Origin of the sequence: Pedobacter sp. KBW06 (assembly GCF_003852525.1) — a bacterium.
Lineage (GTDB): Bacteria > Bacteroidota > Bacteroidia > Sphingobacteriales > Sphingobacteriaceae > Pedobacter.
The window spans coordinates 734,277-756,344 of the sequence record NZ_QAJL01000004.1 but is presented as its reverse complement, the minus strand read 5'-3'; the positions used below and the strand labels follow the sequence as shown (position 1 = coordinate 756,344).

The following is a 22,068-nucleotide window of genomic DNA, read 5'->3' as shown; positions in this document are numbered from 1 at the left end:
GGGGGAGTTTTGCAATGGGGGCTGTCTGGGACAGTCCCCTTTTTTATTTTTGTGCCTTGATAAAATCGGTAACGAGGTAAGCGATCGCTTTCGCGGTTCCGGCACTCTGTCTGCCGTCGTTAAGAAGGACAGCGCCTTCACAAAGGTGCATGTAAGCGAGTTTCTTCTCCATACTGAGGATTATCCTGCGGATCTCATTAATATTGAATCCTGAGGGAGTAAATGCACTGGATAAGAGGTTTTCTATGCAGTCAAGGTCAATTTCTAATCCGGTTTCGTTTGCCAGGTTTTTCAGCAGGGGCTGAAGTTGCTCTGGCAACGGTTGATTATTTTTTAACAAGTCATCGAAAAAGAGGGCATCGATATTTGGATTTTCGCTGATTTGTTCAAGAATGCCAGTGTTGTTGTAATTCTGGTGGAGTCCAAAAATGGCATATTTCCTGAGGAAACCATTTTTAATTGCATAGCTGAACCCATTTCCGCTATGTCTGCCATTGGCGGGTCTCAAATCGGCATGTGCATCAATATTCAACACATCGATGGGCTTCTGAAGCGCAAGGGAAAGACCTTTGATGATGGGATAAGCATTGTTGTGTCCTCCCCCAATTACAATGGGAACTTTACCGGCTTCAATGATCTCTCTGATGACCGGGTATACCTGTTCATCGATTTGAACAACAGCTCCCTGCAGGGCCTGGATGTCTGATTCTGCTGGTTCCTGAAAATGGAAATGCCCGAGGACCAATAATTCCGAACCGGTTAAAAAAGAGGTGCTCTGGGTATTTAATAACGCTTTAAGTGCAGGGATCCAGGCCGTGGCAGCTCCACCGATCCCCTGATTTGCCCTTACGCCAATGTCTTCGGGAATCCCCAATAATACAAAACGCGCTGTGGAGGCCTTGAGTTGTTCCAACGCAGAAATGACCTGCACCCGTTCACCGAACTTGGTTTCTCCCTCACGTAAGCTTGTCAGGGCCATGATGTCTTCTTTTCCGTATATTTTCAGCCCCTCCATTATTGAACCTTACCGTTTAAAATAATGGTTTCAATTTGCGATTGACCAAAGCTGTAAGGCAGGTAGGCAAGAGAAGACATTGGCCTGGTGATCAACAGATTTGCCCGCTTTCCCTTTGCAATACTTCCGGTTTGTTCGCTTAGCTGCATTGCCGCGGCTCCGTTTAAGGTACAGGCATTGATCGCCTCTTCCGGCAACATTTTTAACTTGATACAACCAAGGGAAACCACAAAATTCATATTTCCTGAAGGGGTAGAGCCTGGGTTGTAATCTGTGGCTAAGGCAACAGGAACATTGGATTGGATCAATGCCCTGGCATTTGCAAAAGGAATGCCCAGGTAAAAAGAGCAGGACGGTAATAGTGTTGCAATGGTTTGGCCATCTGCTAAAGCCGCGATCGCGGCCTCATCTGTTGCTTCCAGGTGGTCTACAGAAACCGCCTGATGTTTTACGCCAATCTGAACTCCTCCGGATACAGAAAGCTGGTTGGCATGTATTTTAGGGCGCAATCCATATTTTGCGGCGGCGCTCAGCAATTGATCGGTTTCTTCAACAGAGAAAAAGCCCTGTTCACAGAATGCATCCATGTAATCTGCCAGGCCTTCTGCTGCGATTTGTGGCAACATTTCGTCGATAATGAGGGAAATATAGCCGGCATGGTCATTTTTATAGGCTAATGGAAAAGCATGAGCCGCTAAAAATGAAGCTTTAATAGGGATTGGAAAGCTTTCTTTTAACCTGCGGATTACCCGCAGCATTTTTAATTCGCTTTCCAGGGAAAGGCCATACCCGCTTTTGACCTCCAGGGCACCTGTTCCCTGTTTGATCATATCGTTTAACCGTAGCGCGGCAGTTTCAAACAATTCCTCTTCTGTGGCTTTTTGAAGTTTTCCTGCAGAATTTAGAATTCCACCACCGGCAGCGGCAATCTCCTCATAGCTTTTACCTGCAATTTTCATTACAAACTCTTCTTCCCGCGGAGCGGCAAAGACAATATGGCTATGTGAATCGCACCAGGAAGGGAGTACAAAACCCCCTTTGGCAGAAACACTTTCCAGTTCGTTTGGGAGCTGTTCCGGCAATTGGTCCATCGTTCCAAAATCTTCAATTAAACCGTCTTTGCACAAGATCCAGGCATTTTGAAGCTGAGGCAGGCTGGCCATCTCTTTCCCTTTAAGGAGGAGTGTTTCCTTTGGATGAAGCCCGGCAAGGGTTCCGATATGAGTGATTAAAAGTGACGACATAATTTAAGGATTTAGCTCTAACAAGATAGGGCAGTGATCAGAATGAACTGCATCGGCAAGAATGCTGACATTTTTTAAGCGCTCCAGCATCGGCTGACTCGCCAAATGATAATCGATACGCCAGCCCAGGTTCTTTGCTCTTGAATTTGCCCTGAAACTCCACCAGGTATAATGGTGAGGATCTTTATTAAAATGCCGGAAAGTATCGATAAAACCATTATTCAGGAACAATTCCATCCATTCTCTTTCTTCCGGAAGAAAGCCCGAAGAATTGGCATTTGATTTTGGATTGTGAATATCCATCGCTGTATGGCAAATGTTATAGTCACCGGAAATGATCAGGTTTGGAACCTCTTTACGAAGATCGGCGATATAGGTGTCAAAAAAACGCATGCATTCGTATTTTTTAACCTGTCTCTCGTCTCCGCTTGATCCGGATGGCATGTACAAGCTCATTAAGGAGAAAGTGTCAAAATCAGCTCTTAAAACGCGGCCTTCTTTGTCGATCCATTCTTCGCCGCAACCATATTCTACATGATTGGGTTTTATTTTACTGAAAATAGCTACGCCGCTATATCCTTTTTTCTCTGCAGGGAACCAGTAATGGTGATAACCAAGTTGTTCAATTAAGACGATAATCTCTGGAATCTGTGAAGGCAGCGCTTTAACTTCCTGCAGGCAAACCAGGTCAGCATCGGTAGTTTGTAACCAGCCGATAAAATTTTTTGTCGTCGCAGAACGGATGCCATTGACGTTATAGGATATGATTTTCATTCGTGTTTTTTTATGGTGATGAGCCAGTTTGTTATTGGCTGATGGTATTTTCCGAAGGATGATTATTTGCCGCCGCAGTCCGGAGTTCTTTCTCCAGTCTTTTTGCTTCACGGCGTTTTAAAATGGTAACGGTCATGCTTACATCGTTAAGCGGACGGTCATTGCTGTCCTTAGCCAGTTCTGCAATCTTATCGATCATTTCAATGCCCTGAACAACTTCTCCATAAACGGTATACGTTCTGTCCAGATGTGGAGTTCCGCCAATGGTTTTGTAAACCTCCCGCTGATAGGAGGGGATTTTGGATTTTAAGCGGTTTGTTTCTACGTTATCAAGCTGTTCGTCTGTGAATTTTTTCCCCTGAACAAGGTAGAACTGACTACCACTGGATGCTTTTTCAGGATTGTTGTCTCTGGCGGCTGCGAGGACTCCCTTTTTATGAAAAAGACTGTCGCGAAACTCAGCCGGAACGGTATAACCTACGGTCCCGTTACCTAACTGTTCACCAGGTTTTGCATTTTTGGAATCAGGATCTCCTCCCTGGATCATGAAGTCCCTGATCACCCGGTGAAACAAGGTCCCGTCGTAGATTCGTTTTTTTGTGAGTTTCAGGAAGTTGTCCCGGTGTAGGGGAGTTTCATTGTAGAGCATAACAATGCATTCTCCCAGATCTGTTTTTATTCTTACATATTGATGTTTTGGCTTTGCGGCAAAGGTCACACTAAAGCATAAACAAAGGATTAGGGTATAAAATTTCTTCATTATCTAATGATATTTAGGGCTAAGTTAAGGGAAATCTGCTTTATTAAAAGGGCGAGTCGTTTTATCATACAATTATGCGTAATTTTGTGAAAAGATGAAACTGCGACAAAAACTTACACTGGGCTTATGTGCATTTTACCTGATGAGTATCATCGGGATTGCATTGAATATGCACTTTTGTGGGGGCAAGCTTTCTTCCGTCCGCTTTACAGAAACCGCAAAATGCGGCGCTTGTAAAGGAGCAGAAAAAATGAAGAAAAGCAGCAGCTGCTGTAAAGATACCGCTGTAGAGGCTAAAGTTAAAGATAGCCACGAAGCCGGGGTTAAAGTTGCAGTACCTAAGGATTTTAGCCTGGAGCTGTTTTTAGGGCCTCTGATTTCAGATGCACTCCATGTCATCTTGCCAAATTTGTTTAGTAAAGCTGAGAATAAGGCTCCGCCGCTTTCATCAGTGCTCTCCCTCCACGCCTTCAACTGCATTTTCAGAAATTAATCCAGGAATAATTTATTTACCGTTGCAGGGAATCCCTGTGATGGTTTTGACGTATGCGTTATTGCGTCAGATGTCTAACAAAAACATAAATTATATCCTCATGAATACGATCAAAAATTTAATCATACTTTCCATTGTTTTATTTGCAGGCAAAGTTTCTGCACAACAAATCTCTTCTGCAGAACTTCAGGTAACAGGGTTAACCTGTTCGATGTGCTCACAGGCCACAGAAAAGTCTTTAAAAACCCTTGACTTTGTAGGTACAATTACACCGGATTTAAACAAAAACCTGTTTGCAATCACGTTTAAGAAAGATAAGGCCGTAAATATCGACCAGATCAGGAAAAAAGTGGAAGATGCAGGATTTTCCATTGGGAACCTGACTGCTGTGTTCAATTTTAACAATACCAAAATAGACGATCAGGGACTTGCTGTGGCTGGAACTAATGTTTATCAGTTTTTAAACGCAAAAAGCCAGACTTTAAACGGCGCCGTAAAGGCCAGCGTAGTGGACAAGAACTTTATCTCCGGATCCTCTTTTAAGAAAAAGGCAGCACAGCTTAAATCTACTTCTTATGCCGATGGTTCAGGACTGGTAAACGGCAAGAAAACCCGCATTTATCACCTGAGCATTTAAGGTTCTTATGAAGTTGCTTAAATTATTACTGATCCCCATAGCCATGGCTGTGGGGACTACTGCACAATCGCAGGAGCTCTATGTGTTCTCCGAACCAGCCAGCAATATGCCTGCAAAGTCGATTGGTGTAAGATTAACAAACGAAGGGGTCTTTAATCCGAAATTTGCGACAAGAACGATTCCGGAGATGATGATCGGCTTTAATAAAAACCTGATGATCCACGTACAGGGATTTTTCTCTGATATGGATGGGGGCTATAAAGCCGAGGGCGCAAGCTTATATGGCAAGTACCGGTTTTTGTCTGTTGATGATGTGAAAAGTCATTTCCGCGCAGCAGCGTTTGCGCGGATCAGCAGCAGCAGCAGGCCAACCTATACCGAAGACATCAATCTTGAAGGAGACAACAGTGGCTTGCAGGGAGGATTGATCTTTACTCAGTTATTGCATAAACTGGCTTTATCGGCAACATTGAGCTATTCAAAGGCTTTTGAACGCAGCAGCAAACAACTGACAGGGATGCCTAAGCCGGATCAGATGCTGGGCTATAGCTTATCCTCAGGATATCTGATGCTGCCTTTTGTTTACAAGAATTATAACCAGCCAAACCTGAACCTGTATTTCGAGGTATTGGGTAAAACCAATCCTGAGAATGGACGTTCCTATCTGGATCTTGCACCTGCAATTCAGGTGGTGCTCAACAGCAGGACCCGAATTGACCTGGGGTATCGCTTTGAGGTTGCAGGGAATATGGCGAACAGGTATACGAAGAATATGTACCTGGCAAGAGTTGAATTTAACTTCTTCAATGTGCTGAACTAAGGGGTTTTGCTTATTTCTTATCATACATCAACAATCATCGGTCTTATTCGTTATAGATTTGTAAATCATTAACAAATAAAATTATGAAAAAGGTATTTTTATTCCTGGTTGCGATTTCAATCAGCGCTGCGTCTTTCGCACAAACCAAATGGACGGTTGATCCAATGCACTCTTTCGTGAATTTCTCCGTAAGACACATGGGAATCTCTTTTGTAGACGGTTCATTCAATAAATTTGATGGAGCTGTAGAAGCGGCCAAAGCAGACTTAACAGATGCTAAAATTAATTTTACAGTTGACGTAAACAGTGTGGATACACGTGTAGAGCCTCGTGATAACCATTTGAAAACAGACGACTTCTTTAATGCTGAAAAGTATCCAAAAATGACTTTTGAAAGCACTTCTTTCAAAAAACTTAAAGGAAATAACTATGAACTGAACGGAAAGCTAACCATTCGTGATGTGACTAAAGAGGTGAAATTTAACGTTGTTTTTGGTGGAACGGCAAAAGATCAGCAAGGAAATACCAAGGCTGGATTTTCCGCAAATACAACCATTAACAGGTTGGACTATAACATCAAGTTTGATCCGACAGGTATGGGCGTAGGTAAAGACATTAAAATTTCTTTAAATCTTGAATTTGCCCAGGCAAAATAATCAGTTCCTATCTTAAATAAGGTTTGGGCAGGGCTAAGCGCTCGTGTTTAGAAATACCCAAACCTCATTTTAATCCCAGCAATCCTCATGTCAAACTTAACTCAATTCAGGACTTTTAGTCAGAATCTGCCGTTTCAGGATTATTTAATGCCTGTTTTATTTGTTGGTCATGGTTCACCTATGAACGGGATCGAAGACAATGAATTCAGTGCGCAATGGGCGGCAGTGGCCAAAGATATTCCTGTCCCTACAGCGGTCATTGTTGTTTCTGCACATTGGTTTACCAGGGGAACACACATTACGGCAATGGATTTTCCGAAAACGATCCATGATTTCGGCGGATTTCCAAAGGCTTTATTTGATGTGGAATACCCGGCGCCCGGAAATGTTGAATTGGCACTGGAAACGAAAAAGCTGATCCATAGTGCTGATGTAGGTTTAGACCACGATTGGGGCCTGGATCATGGCGCATGGACGGTAGTACGACATATGTATCCTGAGGCCAACATTCCTGTACTTCAGCTGAGCATCGATTATACAAAAGATGCCAGGTATCACTACGATCTTGCAAAGGAGCTGTATGACTTGAGAAGAAAAGGAGTATTGATCCTTGGAAGCGGAAATATGGTCCATAACCTTAGGATGATGAGCTGGGAGATGATCAATGGAGGTGGTTATGACTGGGCATTGGAGATTAATGATAAATTTAAGTCGCTGATTCTAAATAACCTGCATCAGCCATTGATGGCTTACCAGACTTTAGGAAAGGAAGCCATGCTGGCCATTCCAACCCCTGAGCATTACCTGCCCCTGATGTATACATTGGGGCTGAAAAATGACCGGGAGGCCGTTTCTCTTTTCAATGATAAGGCAGTTGGAGGATCATTAACCATGACTTCGGTGAGGGTTGGTTAAGGAAACAAATACTTACATGAGCTTTCTCAGCCATTTTAACACCCAACCTTTCTTTTCATAAGGTGGATAGATTAACTTGCTCATATCCAGGCTGGATTGAAAAACAACGGCTCTTTCATGAGAAAAGGTTTTGAATCCAAATTGTCCGTGACAGCTTCCCATACCGCTTGCATTTACCCCGCCAAAGGGTAATTTCGGATTGCTGATGTGAATGAGTACATCATTTACACAGGTTCCTCCCGCGCTGGTATTCTTTATGATCTGGTGGATATTCTTTTTGTTTTTGCTGAAGATGTAAAGGGCCAGGGGTTTGCTCATTTTATTTACAAGATCAATAGCCTCTTGTGTCGTCTGATAGGTGATGATGGGCAACACAGGTCCGAAAATTTCTTCTTTCATGATCTCCGACTCCTCTGAAAGTCCGGTGAGTACTGCAGGATATATGGTTTGAGTGGAAGGGTTTTTCTTACCCCCGAAAGGAATAGAAGCTCCTTTGCTTAAGGCATCTTCGATCAGACCCTCAATCCTTTCAAAATGTTTTTTATTGATGATTTTTGCGTAACTCGATAAATCAAGCGCTCCATCTGTGAGGAAAAACATCCGCGTAACGGCATTTTTATAGTGTTCAACAAAGGAGTCCTGCCGGTCCGCTGGAATTAGGATATAATCTGGGGCGATACAGGTTTGACCTGCATTGGTCAGCTTTCCCCAGGCAATCTTCGCGGCAGCCTGTTCCAGATCAGCAGTGTCGTCAATGATGGTGGGTGATTTTCCTCCCAGTTCAAGGGTGACAGAGCTCAGGTTTTTTGCAGCAGCTTCCATGACAACCTTGCCGATTGCCGTGCTACCCGTAAAAAAAATATGATCAAAAGGGAGGTTCAAAAGAATGGTAGAGAGAGCGGCATCGCCCTCAAAACAACAAACTTCCTCCTCTGTAAAGCAGTCGTCAATAATCCTGCAGATAATAGAACTGGTTTCTGAGCTTAATTCTGAAGGTTTAAGGATCGCACAGTTTCCGGCTGCAATGGCAGAAACCAAGGGGGCCATCATGAGTTGAAAGGGGTAATTCCAGGGAGAGATGATTAGGCAGAGGCCTTTTGGCTCATAATAAATTCTGTTGGTTGCCATTAAGCCGGTAATGGTTTTTCCTACCTTTTGAGGCTTCATCCAATTGCTTAGGTTTTTTATGGCGAAATCAATCTCACTATAGATAAAAATTACTTCCGTTACTGCAGATTCAAACTCACTTTTGCGCAAGTCGTTCTGCAGGGCCGTGTAAATGTCCTTTTCATACTTTTCTATACTGCTCTTTAATGCACTTAATTTATTAATTCGTTGTGTGGCATTACTATTTCTAAGTGTATATTTATGCGCTTGCTGAGCTTTAAAAACGGAATTGATCGTTTGTATCATAGAAAGGCTTTAGGTTTATTTAAAGATACAAAATGAAACGATCTAATGCTATAAGAAAGCTTTCCCGGCATCTAAAAAATTATAGAGTAATGAAACCCTCAGAAGCGGATCCCGTTTTTGGGATTGAAAAATAGAAATAGACGCATGAAAAAAGGATGGTTTGTAGTTTTTACACTTGTTTTAATTGCTCAGTTAGGGTATGGCCAAAAGCTGAAAACAGGTGTTTTGGTGATTGGAAACGGTAATAATGCGCTGGGTGCAGGTTTTCAGTCTGCGGTATCGGGAGTAAAGACGATTTTGTTGATGGAAAACCAGAATTTTGAAATGAGTGAGATTCATCCCATCGATAAAAACCTATCCTCTGGTTTGGAAGCAGAATTTCTGAAAAGAATGAGAAAAGCGAAGGGGATCAGGGATACCAGTAAAGTCTACATCGACCAGACGAGTGCCAATGCCGTAATCAAGACCTGGGCCGACAGCACTAAAAACCTGACGATCGTCAGAACCGGGGAATGGTCAAGACTGAAAAGAGCTGGCGGAGGCTGGAGCATTCAGCTGAGTGACGGGAGAACGATCAGGGCAGCAGTATTGGTTCATGCCGATGCTTCCGGAAAGGTTAATGAAGCCCTTTTGTTGCCTAAAATCAAGGAGAATCAATGGAAGGCCATGAATTATACAGATAACCTGTACAGAACAAGTGTTGCTTCGGGGTTTTCCATGCACAATTCCAGCTCAAATGTCCTTTCATTATATGATTTGCTGGTTCCGGGACAAGAAAATTTGGTGCAGCTAAGCCCTGATCAGCAAAGTATCGCTGCGGGACAATCAGCAGGGGCTACGGCCGCGTATGCTGCCTTTTTTGACTTGAAGACCTCTCAGTCGAACCTGAAAAAGATTCAGGGAGAATTGATCAGTTATAAGCTTTCTATCCTGCCATTTGAAGATGTCGTCGCTACAGACAGCAATTGGAAAGCGGTTCAGTTTATTGGCTTGTCGGGCTTTTTAAAAGGGACTCTTTCTTCCGGACAGCTCAGATTTTTGCCAAACCGGGAGGTCAGTACTGAGGAGGTTAAAGAACCGATAAAAGAATATTTCTATAAGGCCCAGATCTGGTTTGAAGATTATAAAGGACCACAAATGACCATTTCTTCCACTTTAGATCTGGTGAGTAAAATCGGGAATAAATCTCCGGAAAATACATTGGCCGAGGTGAAAAAGAAATGGAAGACCACTTATGGATTTAAAACAGAATTTGAGCCATCACGCAACATTACACGAAGGGAATTTGCAGTGTTGGTCTATGAATATCTAAACCCTTTTAATGTAAATGTAGATTCAAAAGGCAGGGTGGTCAGGTAAATGCCCCAGGGGCATCAGAGAAGCCTTGTAACATTTATAAAACCTTATTGTGCTTTGGTTTATGTGATTTCTTTTTTCTATAAATTGCAGGGAATAACCTAAACCTCAGCATGAAGAAACTTTACCTTTTAAATGGGTTTCTGCTCTTGTTTGCCGGCCAGCAGATGGCTTTTGCGCAGGCAGATTACAGCAGTAACAACCGTCTGGCCCAAAGAATTACAGCGCTTTCCAAAACATATCCTGCTCTGGTTAAATCCAGGTCTCTCACGAAGACCATCTCCGGAAAAGAGGTATGGATGATGACCATTGGAACAGGAAAAGTAGAACAGAAGCCCGCTATTGCACTGGTGGGTGGGGTAGAAGGAAGCCATTTACTGGGGGTAGAACTGGCAATTGGTTTTGCTGAGCAGTTGCTGGCGGCTTCCGGAACAGATAGCGTTAAAAATCTGTTGAATAAACAGACCTTTTATATCTTTCCGAATATGAGTCCCGATGCAACGGAACAGTACTTTGCGAAAATAAAGTATGAACGCAGTGGAAATGCAAGAGCGATAGACAGAGACCGTGACGGTAAAACAGGGGAGGATGGATTTGATGACCTGAATGGTGATGGAAAGATCAGCTGGATGCGTATTGCAGACCCTACAGGTACTTTTCGACTGAATCCTGAAGATCCACGTTCCCTGATTCCTGCAGATGCTGCAAAAGGAGCAACAGGGCAATACCTTTTAATACCGGAAGGACTGGATAATGATAAAGACGGGGCTTTCAATGAAGATGGGGCTGAGGGCGTCCATTTTAATAGGAATTCCAGTTATAATTATAAGAATTTTATCCCGGGAGCCGGGGAATTTGCAGTTTCTGAACTGGAAAACCGTGCTTTGTTTGATTTCCTTTATGATGCTTTTAATGTATATGCAGTAGTTACTTTTGGGCCTCAGAATAACCTTTCATGGCCTGTACAGGTCAATCAGGCCGGGTTATCTAAAAGGATCATTAGCAGTTGGTCTGAGTCTGATGCGAAAGTAAATACACTGGTTTCTGAAAAATACAATAAAATCATTGGTGCTAAAGATGCACCTAAAACAGTTCCCGAAAGTGGTGACTTTTCCCAATGGGCTTACTTTCATTATGGCAGATTGAGTTTTAGTACCCCGGGATGGTGGCTGCCTAAAGTAAAACCAGATAGCGCAACGAAACAAAAAGCATTTACGATAGCAGACCCTACCGCCGAATACCTGCGTTGGGCACAGAGCAAAGGGATTACCAACACATTTACAGAATGGAAAGTGCTGAACCATCCTGATTTTCCCGGACAAACGGTAGAAGTAGGAGGGCTTGACCCATTTGTATTGTCAAATCCTCCATATCAGCTGGTTGAAGGCATTGTTAAAAAACATACAGACTTTGTGCTGTCTCTTGCAGGGATGGCCCCTCAGATTGATCTCATTGGCCTTAAAACGGAGAAAGTAGAAGGAGGGTTAAGCCGTGTTTCTGTAAAAGTAGTGAATACGGGCATTTTTCCGACGTTAACCAAAATTGGGGAAAAGAGCTATTTCCTTAAAAAAATCTCGGTAAAAATAAACACAGGTACGGCTCAGACTGTTCTGTCTGGCAGGAAAAACCAATTGCTGGAGGTGATTCCGGGCAAGGGATATACAGAACTGAGCTGGCTCATTAAAGGCCCAGGTAAAATAAGCATCGAAGCAGGAAGCCCTTCTTCGGGAAGTAAGATGATTGACGTTTCCCTCTAATTTGCAGATCATGAAGATGAAATATATAATGCTGATGGCCGCAGGAATGGTTTGCAGTACTTTAGTAAAAGCTCAAAAACCAGAAAATATTATTGCTGCGGTGGGTAGCCCCTCTAACCCTAAAGTTCCGATTAGCTGGAACAGGTACTACGATTATACTGCTTTAACGGAGCTCTGTAAAAAATTGGCACAAGCGCATCCTGACCTGGTAAAGCTGGAATCAATGGGGAAATCCTTTGAAGGGAAAGACCTTTGGGTGATGACGATTACGGACCATAAATCAGGAAATGCGGATCAAAAACCTGCAATGTATATTGATGGGAATATCCATTCCAATGAGATTCAGGGGGCAGAATTTGCCCTTTATACGGCCTGGTATCTGGCAGAAATGTTCCAGCAGGGAAACCCCGCTGTAAAGGCTTTACTGGCAGAAAAAACATTCTACATCGCACCGACCATCAATCCGGATGCAAGGGACAACTTTATTCATAAAGCAAATACGGCACATTCTCCAAGATCGGGATTGTTACCGATTGATAACGATCGTGATGGTTCAGTAAATGAGGATGGATTTGATGACCTTGATGGAGATGGTCACATTGTGATGATGCGCAGAAAAAATGTAAACGGCCGGTTTAGAGCTGATGTTACAGATCCCAGGAGGATGATTCTGGTTGGGGCCGACGAACAGGGGGAATACGAATTGCTGGGGCAGGAAGGAATAGATAATGATGGAGATGGACTCGTGAATGAGGACGGAGAGGGCTTTTACGATCCAAATCGCGACTGGGGTTGGAACTGGCAGCCAAATTATGTGCAGTCGGGAGCTTATAAATACCCTTTTTCCATCCCTGAAAACCGTGCTGTGGCAGAATTTGCAATGAAACACCCGAATATCGCTGCCGCACAGTCTTATCACAATAACGGAGGAATGATCCTGAGAGGACCGGGAGCGATAGAGGATGTGGATACTTACAATGCGCTTGATGCCAGGGTATACGACGCGCTTGGAAAGAAAGGAGAGGAATTATTGCCGGGATACCGCTATCTGGTTGTGTATAAGGATATGTATTCTGTATTTGGAGGAGAACTGGACTGGTTCTATGGCGGTCGTGGGATCTATACTTTCTCTAATGAACTCTGGACAAATTACTCGCTTTATAATAAAACAGAAGGGGATGCCGATAAGGCTCAGGCACAGCAATATACCTTTGATAAAGACTTGCTGATGAAGGATGCTTTTGTAGACTGGCATCCTTTCAGGCATCCTCAATATGGAGATATCGAAATTGGTGGGTTCAAAAAGACCTATACACGGTTACATCCGGGCTTTTTACTGGAAAGTGATGCCCATAGAAATATGGCTTTCAGCGTGTATCATGCTTACCATACGCCAAAATTAAAAGTCACCGAACTGGAAGTGAAGGAGCTTGGAGGGGGCCTTTCTCAGGTTACCGCGGTTGTAGCCAATGAACGAATGATTCCCACACATTCCAGTCAGGATATTAAGAATAATATTGAAGTTCCGGATGTTGTATCTTTAACCGGAGGAACTGTGGTTGCGAGTATGATCGTTACTAACAGAGACCTGAATATCAGTACCGAGCAGAAAAGAGATGTGGCAAATGTGAAAGTCGATAACATTCCCGGAAATGGCTATGTCACGGTTCGCTGGATTGTAAAAGGAGGAACAAAATTTACGGTAAACGTGTCCAGTAAAAAAGGAGGCCTGGCCTCAAAAACAAACTAAATGAAAAAATCAATTGCATTATTCCTGCTTTTAGGCACTGCTGCACAGGCACAGCAAATTGCCCCCCTTACTGTTGAAAAGATCATGCGTGATCAGAAGTGGCTTGGGGTAGCGCCCTCCAATTTCCGTTGGTCTGCCGATAGTAAAACGGTCTTTTTTGACTGGAATCCTGAAAATAAGGAGAAAAATGAAGGATATCAGGTAAATGTCTCTTCAGGGAAAATAGAGAAGGCCAGCGAAAAACTAAAAGAGTCCGCGATTGGGATGAATTATACGTATGCTGACAATGGGAGCATGGGAATTGCCGAAAAAGGAGGGGATATTTACCTCTACAACTTAAAAACGAAGAAAGAACAGCGCCTGACGCGTACGCTGGAAAGAGAAAGCAATGCCGGGTTCCTAAAAAATGGAAATGTGTTCTTTCAGCGTGGCGAAAATCTCTTTCTACTAGACCTGAGCAGTAATGAAATTCGCCAGGTGACCAATTTTGTAAAAGGAAAACCAGGAGCTGCCGGAGATAAAAAGAAAGCTTTGCCTCAGGATACCTGGCTAAAAGAAGATCAGGCAAATCTGTTTGACATCATAAAAAAGAGAAATAAAGAAAGCAACCCGGCGAAAGGAATCTTTGATAAGACGAATGACTCCCCAAAAGAGAAACCTTTAAGGGCGCTATATCTTGGAGAAAAGTTCTTGACGGGAATAGTGATCAGCCCTGATGCAAGGTATATCAGTTATAAATTGATTACTCCCCCTTCGGGCGGCACGAATACCATTGTTCCCAACTATGTCACTTCTTCCGGATATACGGAGGATATAGCGGGGCGGACTAAAGTTGGAGAACCAATGCCGACCTACGAGAGCTTTATTTACGATCAGCAAAGAGATACGGTGTATAGCGTGCATACGGAACAAATTCCTGGAATAAAAGACCTTCCGGACTACGTAAAGGATTATCCTAAGCAACTGGAAGAACGTAAGAAAAAGAATGAAGACCGGCAGGTAAACCTAAGCGGGCCTTTCTGGAACGAATCAGGAAGCGCAGCAATCCTGGTTGCTGATGCCCTGGACAATAAGGACCTCTGGATTCTCAAACTGGATGCGGCAACAGGAAACCTGAGTATCATCGACCGGCAGAGAGATGAAGCCTGGATTGGCGGACCTGGGATAGGACCGAGAAATATCGGATGGGTAGATCAAAACCGTTTTTATTTTCAAAGTGAAGCCAGCGGATATAGCCACCTTTACCTGGCCAATATCACAACAGGAGAAAAGAAACAACTGACTTCCGGCAAATGGGAGGTCCAAAAACTACAGCTTTCCAAAGACAAGAAGACATTTTATATCAGTGGGAATAAAACACATCCGGGGATTACCCATTTTTACAAACTGGATGTAAACGGAGGGAATCTGATTCAACTCACAGGTATGAAGGGGGGGAACGATGTGACGCTTTCACCAGATGAAAAATGGCTGGCGATTAACTACTCGTATATGAATAAGCCCTGGGAGCTGTATCTGCAACCCAATAAGCCGGGAGCAAAAGCGGTGCAGGTGACAAATTCTTCTTCTAAGGAATTCAATTCATATCAATGGAGAGAACCGGATCTGGTTTCTTTCAAAAACCGCTATGGCGCTGATGTCTATGCCAGAGTCTATCCGGCAGCAAAGCCACATCCGAATCGCCCTGCGGTGGTATTTGTCCATGGTGCCGGATATTTACAAAATGTGCACTACTGGTGGAGTCAGTATTCCAGGGAATACATGTTTAATAATTTGCTGGCAGACAATGGCTATACGGTCATTGATATCGATTACACGGCAAGTTCAGGATATGGCAGAGATCACCGTACAGGGATTTACAGGCATATGGGAGGAAAGGACCTGACAGATCAGGTAGACGGCGTAAAAATGTTGGTAGAGAAATACAATGTAGATCCTAAGCATGTGGGGCTATATGGCGGCTCCTACGGCGGTTTCATTACCTTGATGGCCTTATTCACCGAACCGGAAGTTTTTGCAAGTGGTGGGGCGCTGAGGTCGGTTACAGACTGGGCGCATTACAATCATGGTTATACTTCTAATATTTTAAATGAACCTTACAACGATGAACTGGCTTATAAACGCAGTTCGCCGATCTATTTTGCAGATGGTTTAAAGGGCAATTTGCTGATGTGTCACGGCATGGTGGATGTAAATGTGCACTTCCAGGATATCGTAAGACTTTCCCAAAGACTGATAGAATTGGGAAAAAACAACTGGGAGCTGGCAGTTTATCCGGTTGAAGATCATGGTTTTGTTGAGCCGTCCAGCTGGACAGATGAGTATAAAAGGATCTTTAAACTATTTGAAACGACCTTGAAAAAGTAAATAGAGAGAAACTAAATATCAAAGATTGAAGTATAGTTTTTGTCTATATGTCTATCAGTATTAAGTATCTGTTATCTCTTAAATTTGGTTGCATTTGAGGGGATATAGCCTTACCTTTGTGCAACGAAAAAAAAACATTATGATAAATATAGGTCAACAATTTCCATCATTCTCGAAAACAGCTGTAGTAAGCATAGAAAAAGGTAAAGAATTCGAAACTTTAACTTCAGATTCTTTAATCAACGACAACAACCAATGGACTTGTATGTTCTGGTGGCCAAAAGATTTTACTTTCGTTTGCCCTACAGAAATCGCTGAATTTAACAACAACTATGGCGAATTCCGTGACCGTGATACTACCTTGATCGGTGCATCTACGGATTCTGAGTTTGTTCACGCTGCCTGGAGAAACAACCATGATGATTTACGTGGTTTGAAATTCCCAATGTTAGCAGATACTTCTAAATCTTTAGCTGAAGCTCTAGACATTTTAGAACCAAATGAAAAAATCGCTTACCGTGCTACTTTCATCATCGATCCTCAAGGTATCGTTCGTTGGGCTAGTGTAAATGATTTAAGCGTTGGTCGTAACGTTAAAGAAGTAATCAGAGTGCTTGATGCTTTGCAAACTGACGAGCTTTGTCCTTGTAACTGGGAAAAAGGTCAGGAAACTTTAACTGTATAATTTACTGTTCCAAATAATGAGAATCCCTGTAAAATGCATTTTTGCAGGGATTTCTTTTACCCTAAAAATTTGAATATCATGAGTGAAGTGACAGAAACCATCCAGGAATTACTGGCAGTAGTAGGCCTTGATGCTGATTATAGAAATGAAAGCCTGATCCTTTTAGAAAAGGGAAATTCAAGATATGTACGCGATTTAAAACTAAATTTCAGCAGCACTTTTACCTCAGGACACCTGACAGATAAAGAATGTGCCCTGATCGCTTTAAGCATCGCTGTAAATAACAATAATAAAGTCCTTACTGATTTCTTCGAGAAACTGGCTGTAACGAAAGAAGCAACTGCGGAAGAAATTGCTGAAGCAGTAGGTTGTGCGTCATTACTGGCCTTAAACAATGTGTTTTACCGTTTCCGTCATTTTACAGGAAAAGAGAAATACACGCAAATTCCTGCCCGTGTGCGCATGCAAATCATGAGCAGCCCTGTAACAGGGAAAGAGTTCTTTGAGTTGATGAGCATCGCTGTTTCGGCGGTTAACGGATGCGAAATGTGTGTAAATGCACACGAGAAATCTATCCTTGCTTTAGGTGCAACAGAAGAAAGAGTATTTGATGCGGTGCGTATCGCCTCTATTGTTACTTCTGCAGGTAAGGTAATTTACTAATATTCCGCTTTAAGATCTGAATAACGTAGGTCTTACTTAAAAAAGAAGCATTCCTATTCAAAGGCTGAAACCTTTTGCGCTGAAGGAGCGTAAATTTTCTAGGCCTTTTCATAGAGCGCTTCTTTTTTTATGAAATGAAGTTCCCTGCAGGATGCCTATCCAGAAGATTTGGCTGGATAGTGATCGTTTCAAAAAAGCAAATCAGCTTGATACCGTGGTCAGCTTAATTAAACTTCCGGTAAACGACGCCCTACCTTTACCTAGCCCCCCAACCGATGGAGCAGGATTTTTATAAAAAAAGAACTACCCTTTGAAGACATTCGAATATTTGCCCTTCAGCAAAGATTCGGGGATGAAAAGAGTAGTTCCATTTTTTATAAGTTTAAGCGAGATTCCTACCCGCATTTACGATGCCATACACCGTTCTGATGGATAGTTTTTCCAGAGATTGCTGTTCTTCTTCCGTAACTTCACTTTGAAGTTGTTCCAATGCATAATGCTGGATCAAGACCAATGGAAGGACGATCTTCTCTCTAACCGAAATAGAGCGCTTCTCAACGGGGTAATTTTCCATTAAGGTCTCATGTCCGGACAACTTTAATAAGAGCGTCTTAGATAGCTCAAATTCGTCATAGAGCATTTTCCAGAAAGCACCATATTCTTTGTCATTCGCAAAATGGGCCGTAATAGAGAAATCAGCCTTGCTCATAGACATCATACAGTTGTCGATAATGGTTTTGAAGTATCCTGATTCCTGGTAAGTCTTAACCACTTTATCCCAGTTTCCTTCGTTTTCCTGATTCTTCAATGCCGTTCCTATACCATAGAAGCCGGGAATGTTTTGTTTTAACTGGCTCCATGCCGTTACAAAGCTGATTGCCCTCAGGTCTTCCAGTTTCAGGGACCCTCCGGAATTTCTTTTTACCGGCCTGCTGCTGATGGTAATTTTTGAAAGCAGCGTTAAAGGAGAGAATTTCTCCAGATAGCTCAGGAATAATGGATGTTTACGTAAAGACACATAAGACTCGTAGCTGTTGGTCGCCATTTCGTCCAGTAAGTTTTTATGCAGCGGATCCAGTAAAATGTTGTGTTTTTCTTTCATTCCTGCAGAGATCCCGGCATTGATCAATTGCTCCATATTGAATTCTGCACTGTCAATGGAACCATACTGAGAACTGATGGTTTGCCCCTGAATGGTCAGCTGAATGTTCTTATTGGCAATTTCTTTACCCATGGAAGCATAGAAGCGGTGAGTTTTACCTCCTCCTCTTGATGGAGGGCCTCCTCTGCCATCAAAAAAGGCCAGTTGAATGTTGTGTTTATCTGCGGTAGCGGTAAGGGCTACTTTAGCGTTAAAGATTGACCAGTTGGCCATTAAATAGCCACCATCCTTGGTACTGTCGGAGAAGCCAAGCATGATGTGCTGTTTGCCGCCTCTATAAGCCAGGTGCTTTTTATAAAAAGGATGACTGTATAAGGTCTCCATGATTTCTGCCGCATCGGCAAGGTCATGTACCGTTTCAAAAAGAGGCACGAAATCTACCGTGAGGTCATCTTCTGTCCAGCCGTTCCATAGAAAAAGCTCCATCAGTTGAAGGATATCACTTGCCTGCTGACAATTGCTGATGATGAACCTGTGGCAGGCCATCTCCCCGTTGCTTTGCTGGATTTGTTTGAGCTCGGCAATGGTTTCCAGGGTATCCTGTATTAAAGAACCTGGTTGTTCCGTATAATTTATCTTTGCGCTTTTAAAGACCAGTGCTTTGATCTTCTGTTCTTCACTTAGGGTATCATAATTTTCAGGATATAAAGCATTGATTGGCTTGTTGTTCCTGCAGAAAGTATGAACATCCCTTAATACCCTGCTGTCTTGTCTGATGTCCAGAGACGCAAAATGGCTGCCATAAAGCTCTACTTTACGGATAAGGTCTGAAACAAGATCCGAAAATAAGCCATCGTGATCTTCTACCAGGGTTGTTTTTATTTTATTCAGATTTTCAATCAGGAAATCTGCAATGTTCTCGGTTTCAATATTTGGATCAAACGCATTTTTGTACAGGACATCATGAACAAGCGAAATATTGTCTTCTACTCCTCTGAAAGTAATGCGGCGTTTCAGGTTTCTAAAATCCCTGTAATAGCACCTGAAGAGAATCTGACGAAGCATTTTAGACACCTGAATCGTGGAGTCGGCATGTACATTTGGATTTCCATCACGATCTCCGCCCGGCCAGAAGCCCAGTTCTATGATCTTTTTGGATTCCAGGTTATAGTCGTTCAGACTTTGATCGATTTCTGATTGAATGTTTGCTGCGGCAAAATAAAACACATTTTCAAGGTACCAGGCCAGACTCAATGCTTCATCTACCGGGGTCGGCGATTTTTTATTGAAAAAAGGCGTTTTTCCCAGCTGCTGCAGCAATTGATTGATGGTGGAGATATCGTTGGTTTTTATCGCTGAGGTCAGGTCGGTAATGATCGACAGTACACTTCCCGGGTAAAACTGGGTAGGGTGGGCCGTTAAGACCAGCCGTAAAGAAAACTCGTCAATCAGCTTTTCTATTTTTTCGTTCAGGGCTTTGTTGTCGATCCCCTTCTTCAGATAAACCAGTAAAGCACTGTGTTCTTCATCTGCATTCAGTTTATTGAAGGAGGCATCTTCAACAGCATCAAACAATACAACCTGACGTTCTATGTATTGAATGAAGCGGAAAAGTAAGTCTATAATGTCTTTTTTAGAATTATTTTGAGTGTACTTTTCAAAAAATGCATTGATGATTCCTGCTGGCGTTTCGTGGTTCTTGACACCGTCTTCACAATATTTAATGAAGAGTGGAAGTAGGGTTCCGGTATCTTTTACTTTGTAGAAGGGAAGGGTAAGGAAAAGGCTGTTATAAAGTTCAAATCTGGATACAACTTCATTGTTAAAAACAGATTCTCTCTGACCTTTTGCGCGTTGTTTCTGCATCATTTTTTTTAGATCATTTTTTCGAGCTTAAAGTACCAAAAATGATCCAAAAAACTGCGAAAAGACTCAATTAATTAATTTGATATTTTTCGCAGAAATCTGTAACTTAGATTCATAGAGGTTAAACAAATCCTTTTAAAAGTATGTGCGGATTTTAAGGCCCCAGGGGCCATAAATGAAGTAAAATTAATTGTTATTTTTTTGGGTAAAACGGGCGTTAAGATTAATCTTAACGCCCGTTTTGATTAATGGACGTCTGCCGGAATGGCGACGTTTTTCTTGAATTTCTGTAAGTATAGCAAGGGAATCGAACACAACAGGACCAATCCTGCTACCCAGTACGCATCGCTGTAGGTGAGTAATAAACTTTGTTTCGTTACCGTCCCTTCGATGGCTTTGGTGGCCAGAATTTTAGCATCCAGGTAATTATACCCCTTCGCCATGAAGTTATGGATAAAGCCATTAAACCTATCCGTAAATGCCGGATTATATTCGTTCACATTGACCAGCAAATTGCTGCGGTGAAAGCCCTGACGAACGTGGATAAGGGTTGTTAAAGCCGCAATACCGAAAGAACCACCCAATTGTCTCATCATGTTATTCAGACCAGAACCTTGTCCGATTTCTGCACCTTTAAGGTCCTGGATCGCCAGGGTAGTCAATGGTACAAATAACAAGGCCATCCCAATTCCTCTGATCACCAATGGCAGGAAGAAATCTCCGGTTCCTGATTGTAAGGTCGACTTACTCAGCATAGAACAGAAAACGAAGAAAAGGAACATCCCGATGGTGGCCATAAACTGTGCCGGTACGTTTTTCTTCAGCATAATCCCGATAAAAGGCATCATCACAATCGTACACAAACCTCCTGGAAAGAGCAATTCTCCCGTTTGAAGGGCAGAAAAACCCAATAAATTCTGACAGAAAACCGGGAATACGAATACCGAGCCATATAAACCGAAACCTAAAATGAAGGAAGTGAACATCCCGACAGAAAAACTTCGGTGGCGCATAATCTTAAAATTCACAATAGGATGGTCTGTACTCAGTTCTCTCCAGATGAAGAGCAATACCCCCAGCACAGAAGCAATGGCAAGTGCTGTAATGTAAGGTGTGGCAAACCAATCTTCGCTTTCTCCTTTTTCCAGTACAGTTTGTAAACTACCCACTGCTATCGCCAGCAAAATAATACCCCACCAGTCTACAGGCATTCCTTTTCCATCTTTTGGCGTTTCCCTGACAAAGGCGTAGGTACAGTAGGCCGCGAGAATCCCAATCGGAATATTTACGTAGAAGATCCATGGCCAGGAACTGATTTCCAGAAGATAACCCCCGATCGTTGGACCAACAGTAGGACCAACTACGGCACCTAACCCAAATAAAGCCGTGGCAATCCCCACATCCTCACGTGGCCAGGTTTCGATCAGGATCGCCTGCGCAGTAGAAATTAATCCACCTCCGGCAAGCCCTTGCAGGATTCTGAAGGCGATCAGCTCTTCCAGATTCGTTGCATTTCCGCAGAGAAATGAAGCGATCGTAAAGAGAATGATGGAAAAAAGGAAATAATTTTTTCTTCCGAAGCGACTGCCCAGCCAGCCCGACATGGGCAGCACAATTACGTTGGCAACCGCGTATCCGGTAGATAACCAGGCCACATCCTCCAGGGTTGCGCCTAAGTTACCTTGTATCTGGGGTATAGCAACGTTTACAATGGTGGTATCAATCAGCTCCAATAAGGAGGCTGTGATCACCGTAAACGTGATAACCCATTTTTTTAAACCTTTCTCGGCCATTT

Annotated in this window: 18 protein-coding genes; 11 read left to right on the top strand and 7 right to left on the bottom strand. The window is 42.9% G+C overall.

Annotated elements, in window-relative coordinates:
* Positions 1 to 43: 43 nt before the first annotated feature.
* Genes DBR43_RS25470 through DBR43_RS25455 form a run of 4 tightly spaced genes read right to left on the bottom strand, consistent with a single transcriptional unit; the run spans position 44 to position 3,793 of the window.
* Entirely contained in the window at positions 44 to 1,015 is a 972-nt protein-coding gene (locus DBR43_RS25470; protein ID WP_124586109.1) for a formimidoylglutamase, read from the bottom strand.
* Positions 1,015 to 2,259, bottom strand: coding sequence for an imidazolonepropionase (gene hutI, locus DBR43_RS25465; RefSeq protein WP_124586107.1), 1,245 nt, complete (start codon positions 2,257 to 2,259; stop codon positions 1,015 to 1,017). The genes DBR43_RS25470 and hutI overlap by 1 nt, the downstream gene beginning before the upstream one ends.
* 3 nt (positions 2,260 to 2,262) lie before the next feature.
* Positions 2,263 to 3,033, bottom strand: coding sequence for an exodeoxyribonuclease III (locus DBR43_RS25460; protein ID WP_124586105.1), 771 nt, complete (start codon positions 3,031 to 3,033; stop codon positions 2,263 to 2,265).
* A gap of 31 nt (positions 3,034 to 3,064) precedes the next feature.
* The gene (locus tag DBR43_RS25455) at positions 3,065 to 3,793 is read right to left on the bottom strand and encodes a peptidylprolyl isomerase (protein ID WP_124586103.1); all 729 of its coding nucleotides are present in this window, start codon (positions 3,791 to 3,793) and stop codon (positions 3,065 to 3,067) included.
* Between the two features lie 94 nt (positions 3,794 to 3,887).
* On the opposite strand from DBR43_RS25455, the gene DBR43_RS33050 reads away from it, so the two are divergent.
* From DBR43_RS33050 to ygiD, 5 genes are all read left to right on the top strand, one after another.
* Entirely contained in the window at positions 3,888 to 4,286 is a 399-nt protein-coding gene (locus DBR43_RS33050; protein ID WP_158622595.1) for an HYC_CC_PP family protein, read from the top strand.
* Positions 4,287 to 4,386: 100 nt separating this feature from the next.
* On the top strand, positions 4,387 to 4,923 hold the full coding sequence (locus tag DBR43_RS25450; protein ID WP_158622594.1) for a heavy-metal-associated domain-containing protein: 537 nt from the start codon (positions 4,387 to 4,389) through the stop codon (positions 4,921 to 4,923).
* 7 nt (positions 4,924 to 4,930) lie between these two features.
* Positions 4,931 to 5,743, top strand: coding sequence for a hypothetical protein (locus DBR43_RS25445; RefSeq protein ID WP_124586099.1), 813 nt, complete (start codon positions 4,931 to 4,933; stop codon positions 5,741 to 5,743).
* Between the two features lie 83 nt (positions 5,744 to 5,826).
* Positions 5,827 to 6,399 (top strand): YceI family protein, encoded by a 573-nt coding sequence (locus tag DBR43_RS25440; protein ID WP_124586097.1) that lies wholly within the window; start codon positions 5,827 to 5,829, stop codon positions 6,397 to 6,399.
* A gap of 87 nt (positions 6,400 to 6,486) precedes the next feature.
* Positions 6,487 to 7,314, top strand: a complete 828-nt coding sequence (ygiD, locus tag DBR43_RS25435) for a 4,5-DOPA dioxygenase extradiol (RefSeq protein ID WP_124586095.1) — start codon at positions 6,487 to 6,489, stop codon at positions 7,312 to 7,314.
* Positions 7,315 to 7,326: 12 nt separating this feature from the next.
* Here ygiD and DBR43_RS25430 read toward each other — a convergent pair whose 3' ends face one another.
* Positions 7,327 to 8,727, bottom strand: coding sequence for an aldehyde dehydrogenase family protein (locus tag DBR43_RS25430; RefSeq protein ID WP_124586093.1), 1,401 nt, complete (start codon positions 8,725 to 8,727; stop codon positions 7,327 to 7,329).
* 144 nt (positions 8,728 to 8,871) lie between these two features.
* On the opposite strand from DBR43_RS25430, the gene DBR43_RS25425 reads away from it, so the two are divergent.
* From DBR43_RS25425 to DBR43_RS25400, 6 genes are all read left to right on the top strand, one after another.
* Positions 8,872 to 10,086 (top strand): hypothetical protein, encoded by a 1,215-nt coding sequence (locus tag DBR43_RS25425; protein WP_124586091.1) that lies wholly within the window; start codon positions 8,872 to 8,874, stop codon positions 10,084 to 10,086.
* Positions 10,087 to 10,196: 110 nt separating this feature from the next.
* On the top strand, positions 10,197 to 11,840 hold the full coding sequence (locus DBR43_RS25420) for a M14 family metallopeptidase (protein WP_124586089.1): 1,644 nt from the start codon (positions 10,197 to 10,199) through the stop codon (positions 11,838 to 11,840).
* A 10-nt stretch (positions 11,841 to 11,850) separates the two neighbouring features.
* Positions 11,851 to 13,590 carry a M14 family metallopeptidase gene (locus DBR43_RS25415; protein WP_124586087.1) on the top strand — a complete coding sequence of 580 codons (1,740 nt, stop codon included), beginning with the start codon at positions 11,851 to 11,853 and terminating at the stop codon, positions 13,588 to 13,590.
* Positions 13,591 to 15,957, top strand: a complete 2,367-nt coding sequence (locus DBR43_RS25410; protein WP_124586085.1) for a S9 family peptidase — start codon at positions 13,591 to 13,593, stop codon at positions 15,955 to 15,957.
* Between the two features lie 139 nt (positions 15,958 to 16,096).
* The gene (locus DBR43_RS25405) at positions 16,097 to 16,642 is read left to right on the top strand and encodes a peroxiredoxin (protein ID WP_069378343.1); all 546 of its coding nucleotides are present in this window, start codon (positions 16,097 to 16,099) and stop codon (positions 16,640 to 16,642) included.
* Between the two features lie 78 nt (positions 16,643 to 16,720).
* Entirely contained in the window at positions 16,721 to 17,305 is a 585-nt protein-coding gene (locus DBR43_RS25400) for a carboxymuconolactone decarboxylase family protein (RefSeq protein ID WP_124586083.1), read from the top strand.
* A gap of 382 nt (positions 17,306 to 17,687) precedes the next feature.
* On the opposite strand, the gene DBR43_RS25395 is transcribed toward DBR43_RS25400, so the two are convergent.
* On the bottom strand, positions 17,688 to 20,276 hold the full coding sequence (locus DBR43_RS25395; protein ID WP_124586081.1) for a phosphoenolpyruvate carboxylase: 2,589 nt from the start codon (positions 20,274 to 20,276) through the stop codon (positions 17,688 to 17,690).
* A 242-nt stretch (positions 20,277 to 20,518) separates the two neighbouring features.
* Positions 20,519 to 22,066: a DHA2 family efflux MFS transporter permease subunit gene (locus tag DBR43_RS25390; protein ID WP_124586079.1), complete on the bottom strand. Its 1,548-nt coding sequence runs from the start codon at positions 22,064 to 22,066 to the stop codon at positions 20,519 to 20,521.
* Positions 22,067 to 22,068 lie beyond the last annotated feature (2 nt).

Excerpts from the sequence above, each read along its gene's own strand:
- DBR43_RS25410 (WP_124586085.1), top strand. The coding sequence starts at position 13,591 with ATGAAAAAATCAATTGCATTATTCCTGCTTTTAGGCACTGCTGCACAG.
- DBR43_RS25425 (WP_124586091.1), top strand. The coding sequence starts at position 8,872 with ATGAAAAAAGGATGGTTTGTAGTTTTTACACTTGTTTTAATTGCTCAG.
- DBR43_RS25460 (WP_124586105.1), bottom strand. The coding sequence starts at position 3,033 with ATGAAAATCATATCCTATAACGTCAATGGCATCCGTTCTGCGACGACA.
- hutI (WP_124586107.1), bottom strand. The coding sequence starts at position 2,259 with ATGTCGTCACTTTTAATCACTCATATCGGAACCCTTGCCGGGCTTCAT.
- ygiD (WP_124586095.1), top strand. The coding sequence starts at position 6,487 with ATGTCAAACTTAACTCAATTCAGGACTTTTAGTCAGAATCTGCCGTTT.
- DBR43_RS25440 (WP_124586097.1), top strand. The coding sequence starts at position 5,827 with ATGAAAAAGGTATTTTTATTCCTGGTTGCGATTTCAATCAGCGCTGCG.
- DBR43_RS25405 (WP_069378343.1), top strand. The coding sequence starts at position 16,097 with ATGATAAATATAGGTCAACAATTTCCATCATTCTCGAAAACAGCTGTA.
- DBR43_RS25470 (WP_124586109.1), bottom strand. The coding sequence starts at position 1,015 with ATGGAGGGGCTGAAAATATACGGAAAAGAAGACATCATGGCCCTGACA.
- DBR43_RS25420 (WP_124586089.1), top strand. The coding sequence starts at position 10,197 with ATGAAGAAACTTTACCTTTTAAATGGGTTTCTGCTCTTGTTTGCCGGC.
- DBR43_RS25415 (WP_124586087.1), top strand. The coding sequence starts at position 11,851 with ATGAAGATGAAATATATAATGCTGATGGCCGCAGGAATGGTTTGCAGT.
- DBR43_RS25450 (WP_158622594.1), top strand. The coding sequence starts at position 4,387 with ATGAATACGATCAAAAATTTAATCATACTTTCCATTGTTTTATTTGCA.
- DBR43_RS25395 (WP_124586081.1), bottom strand. The coding sequence starts at position 20,276 with ATGATGCAGAAACAACGCGCAAAAGGTCAGAGAGAATCTGTTTTTAAC.
- DBR43_RS25400 (WP_124586083.1), top strand. The coding sequence starts at position 16,721 with ATGAGTGAAGTGACAGAAACCATCCAGGAATTACTGGCAGTAGTAGGC.
- DBR43_RS25445 (WP_124586099.1), top strand. The coding sequence starts at position 4,931 with ATGAAGTTGCTTAAATTATTACTGATCCCCATAGCCATGGCTGTGGGG.
- DBR43_RS25455 (WP_124586103.1), bottom strand. The coding sequence starts at position 3,793 with ATGAAGAAATTTTATACCCTAATCCTTTGTTTATGCTTTAGTGTGACC.
- DBR43_RS33050 (WP_158622595.1), top strand. The coding sequence starts at position 3,888 with ATGAAACTGCGACAAAAACTTACACTGGGCTTATGTGCATTTTACCTG.
- DBR43_RS25430 (WP_124586093.1), bottom strand. The coding sequence starts at position 8,727 with ATGATACAAACGATCAATTCCGTTTTTAAAGCTCAGCAAGCGCATAAA.
- DBR43_RS25390 (WP_124586079.1), bottom strand. The coding sequence starts at position 22,066 with ATGGCCGAGAAAGGTTTAAAAAAATGGGTTATCACGTTTACGGTGATC.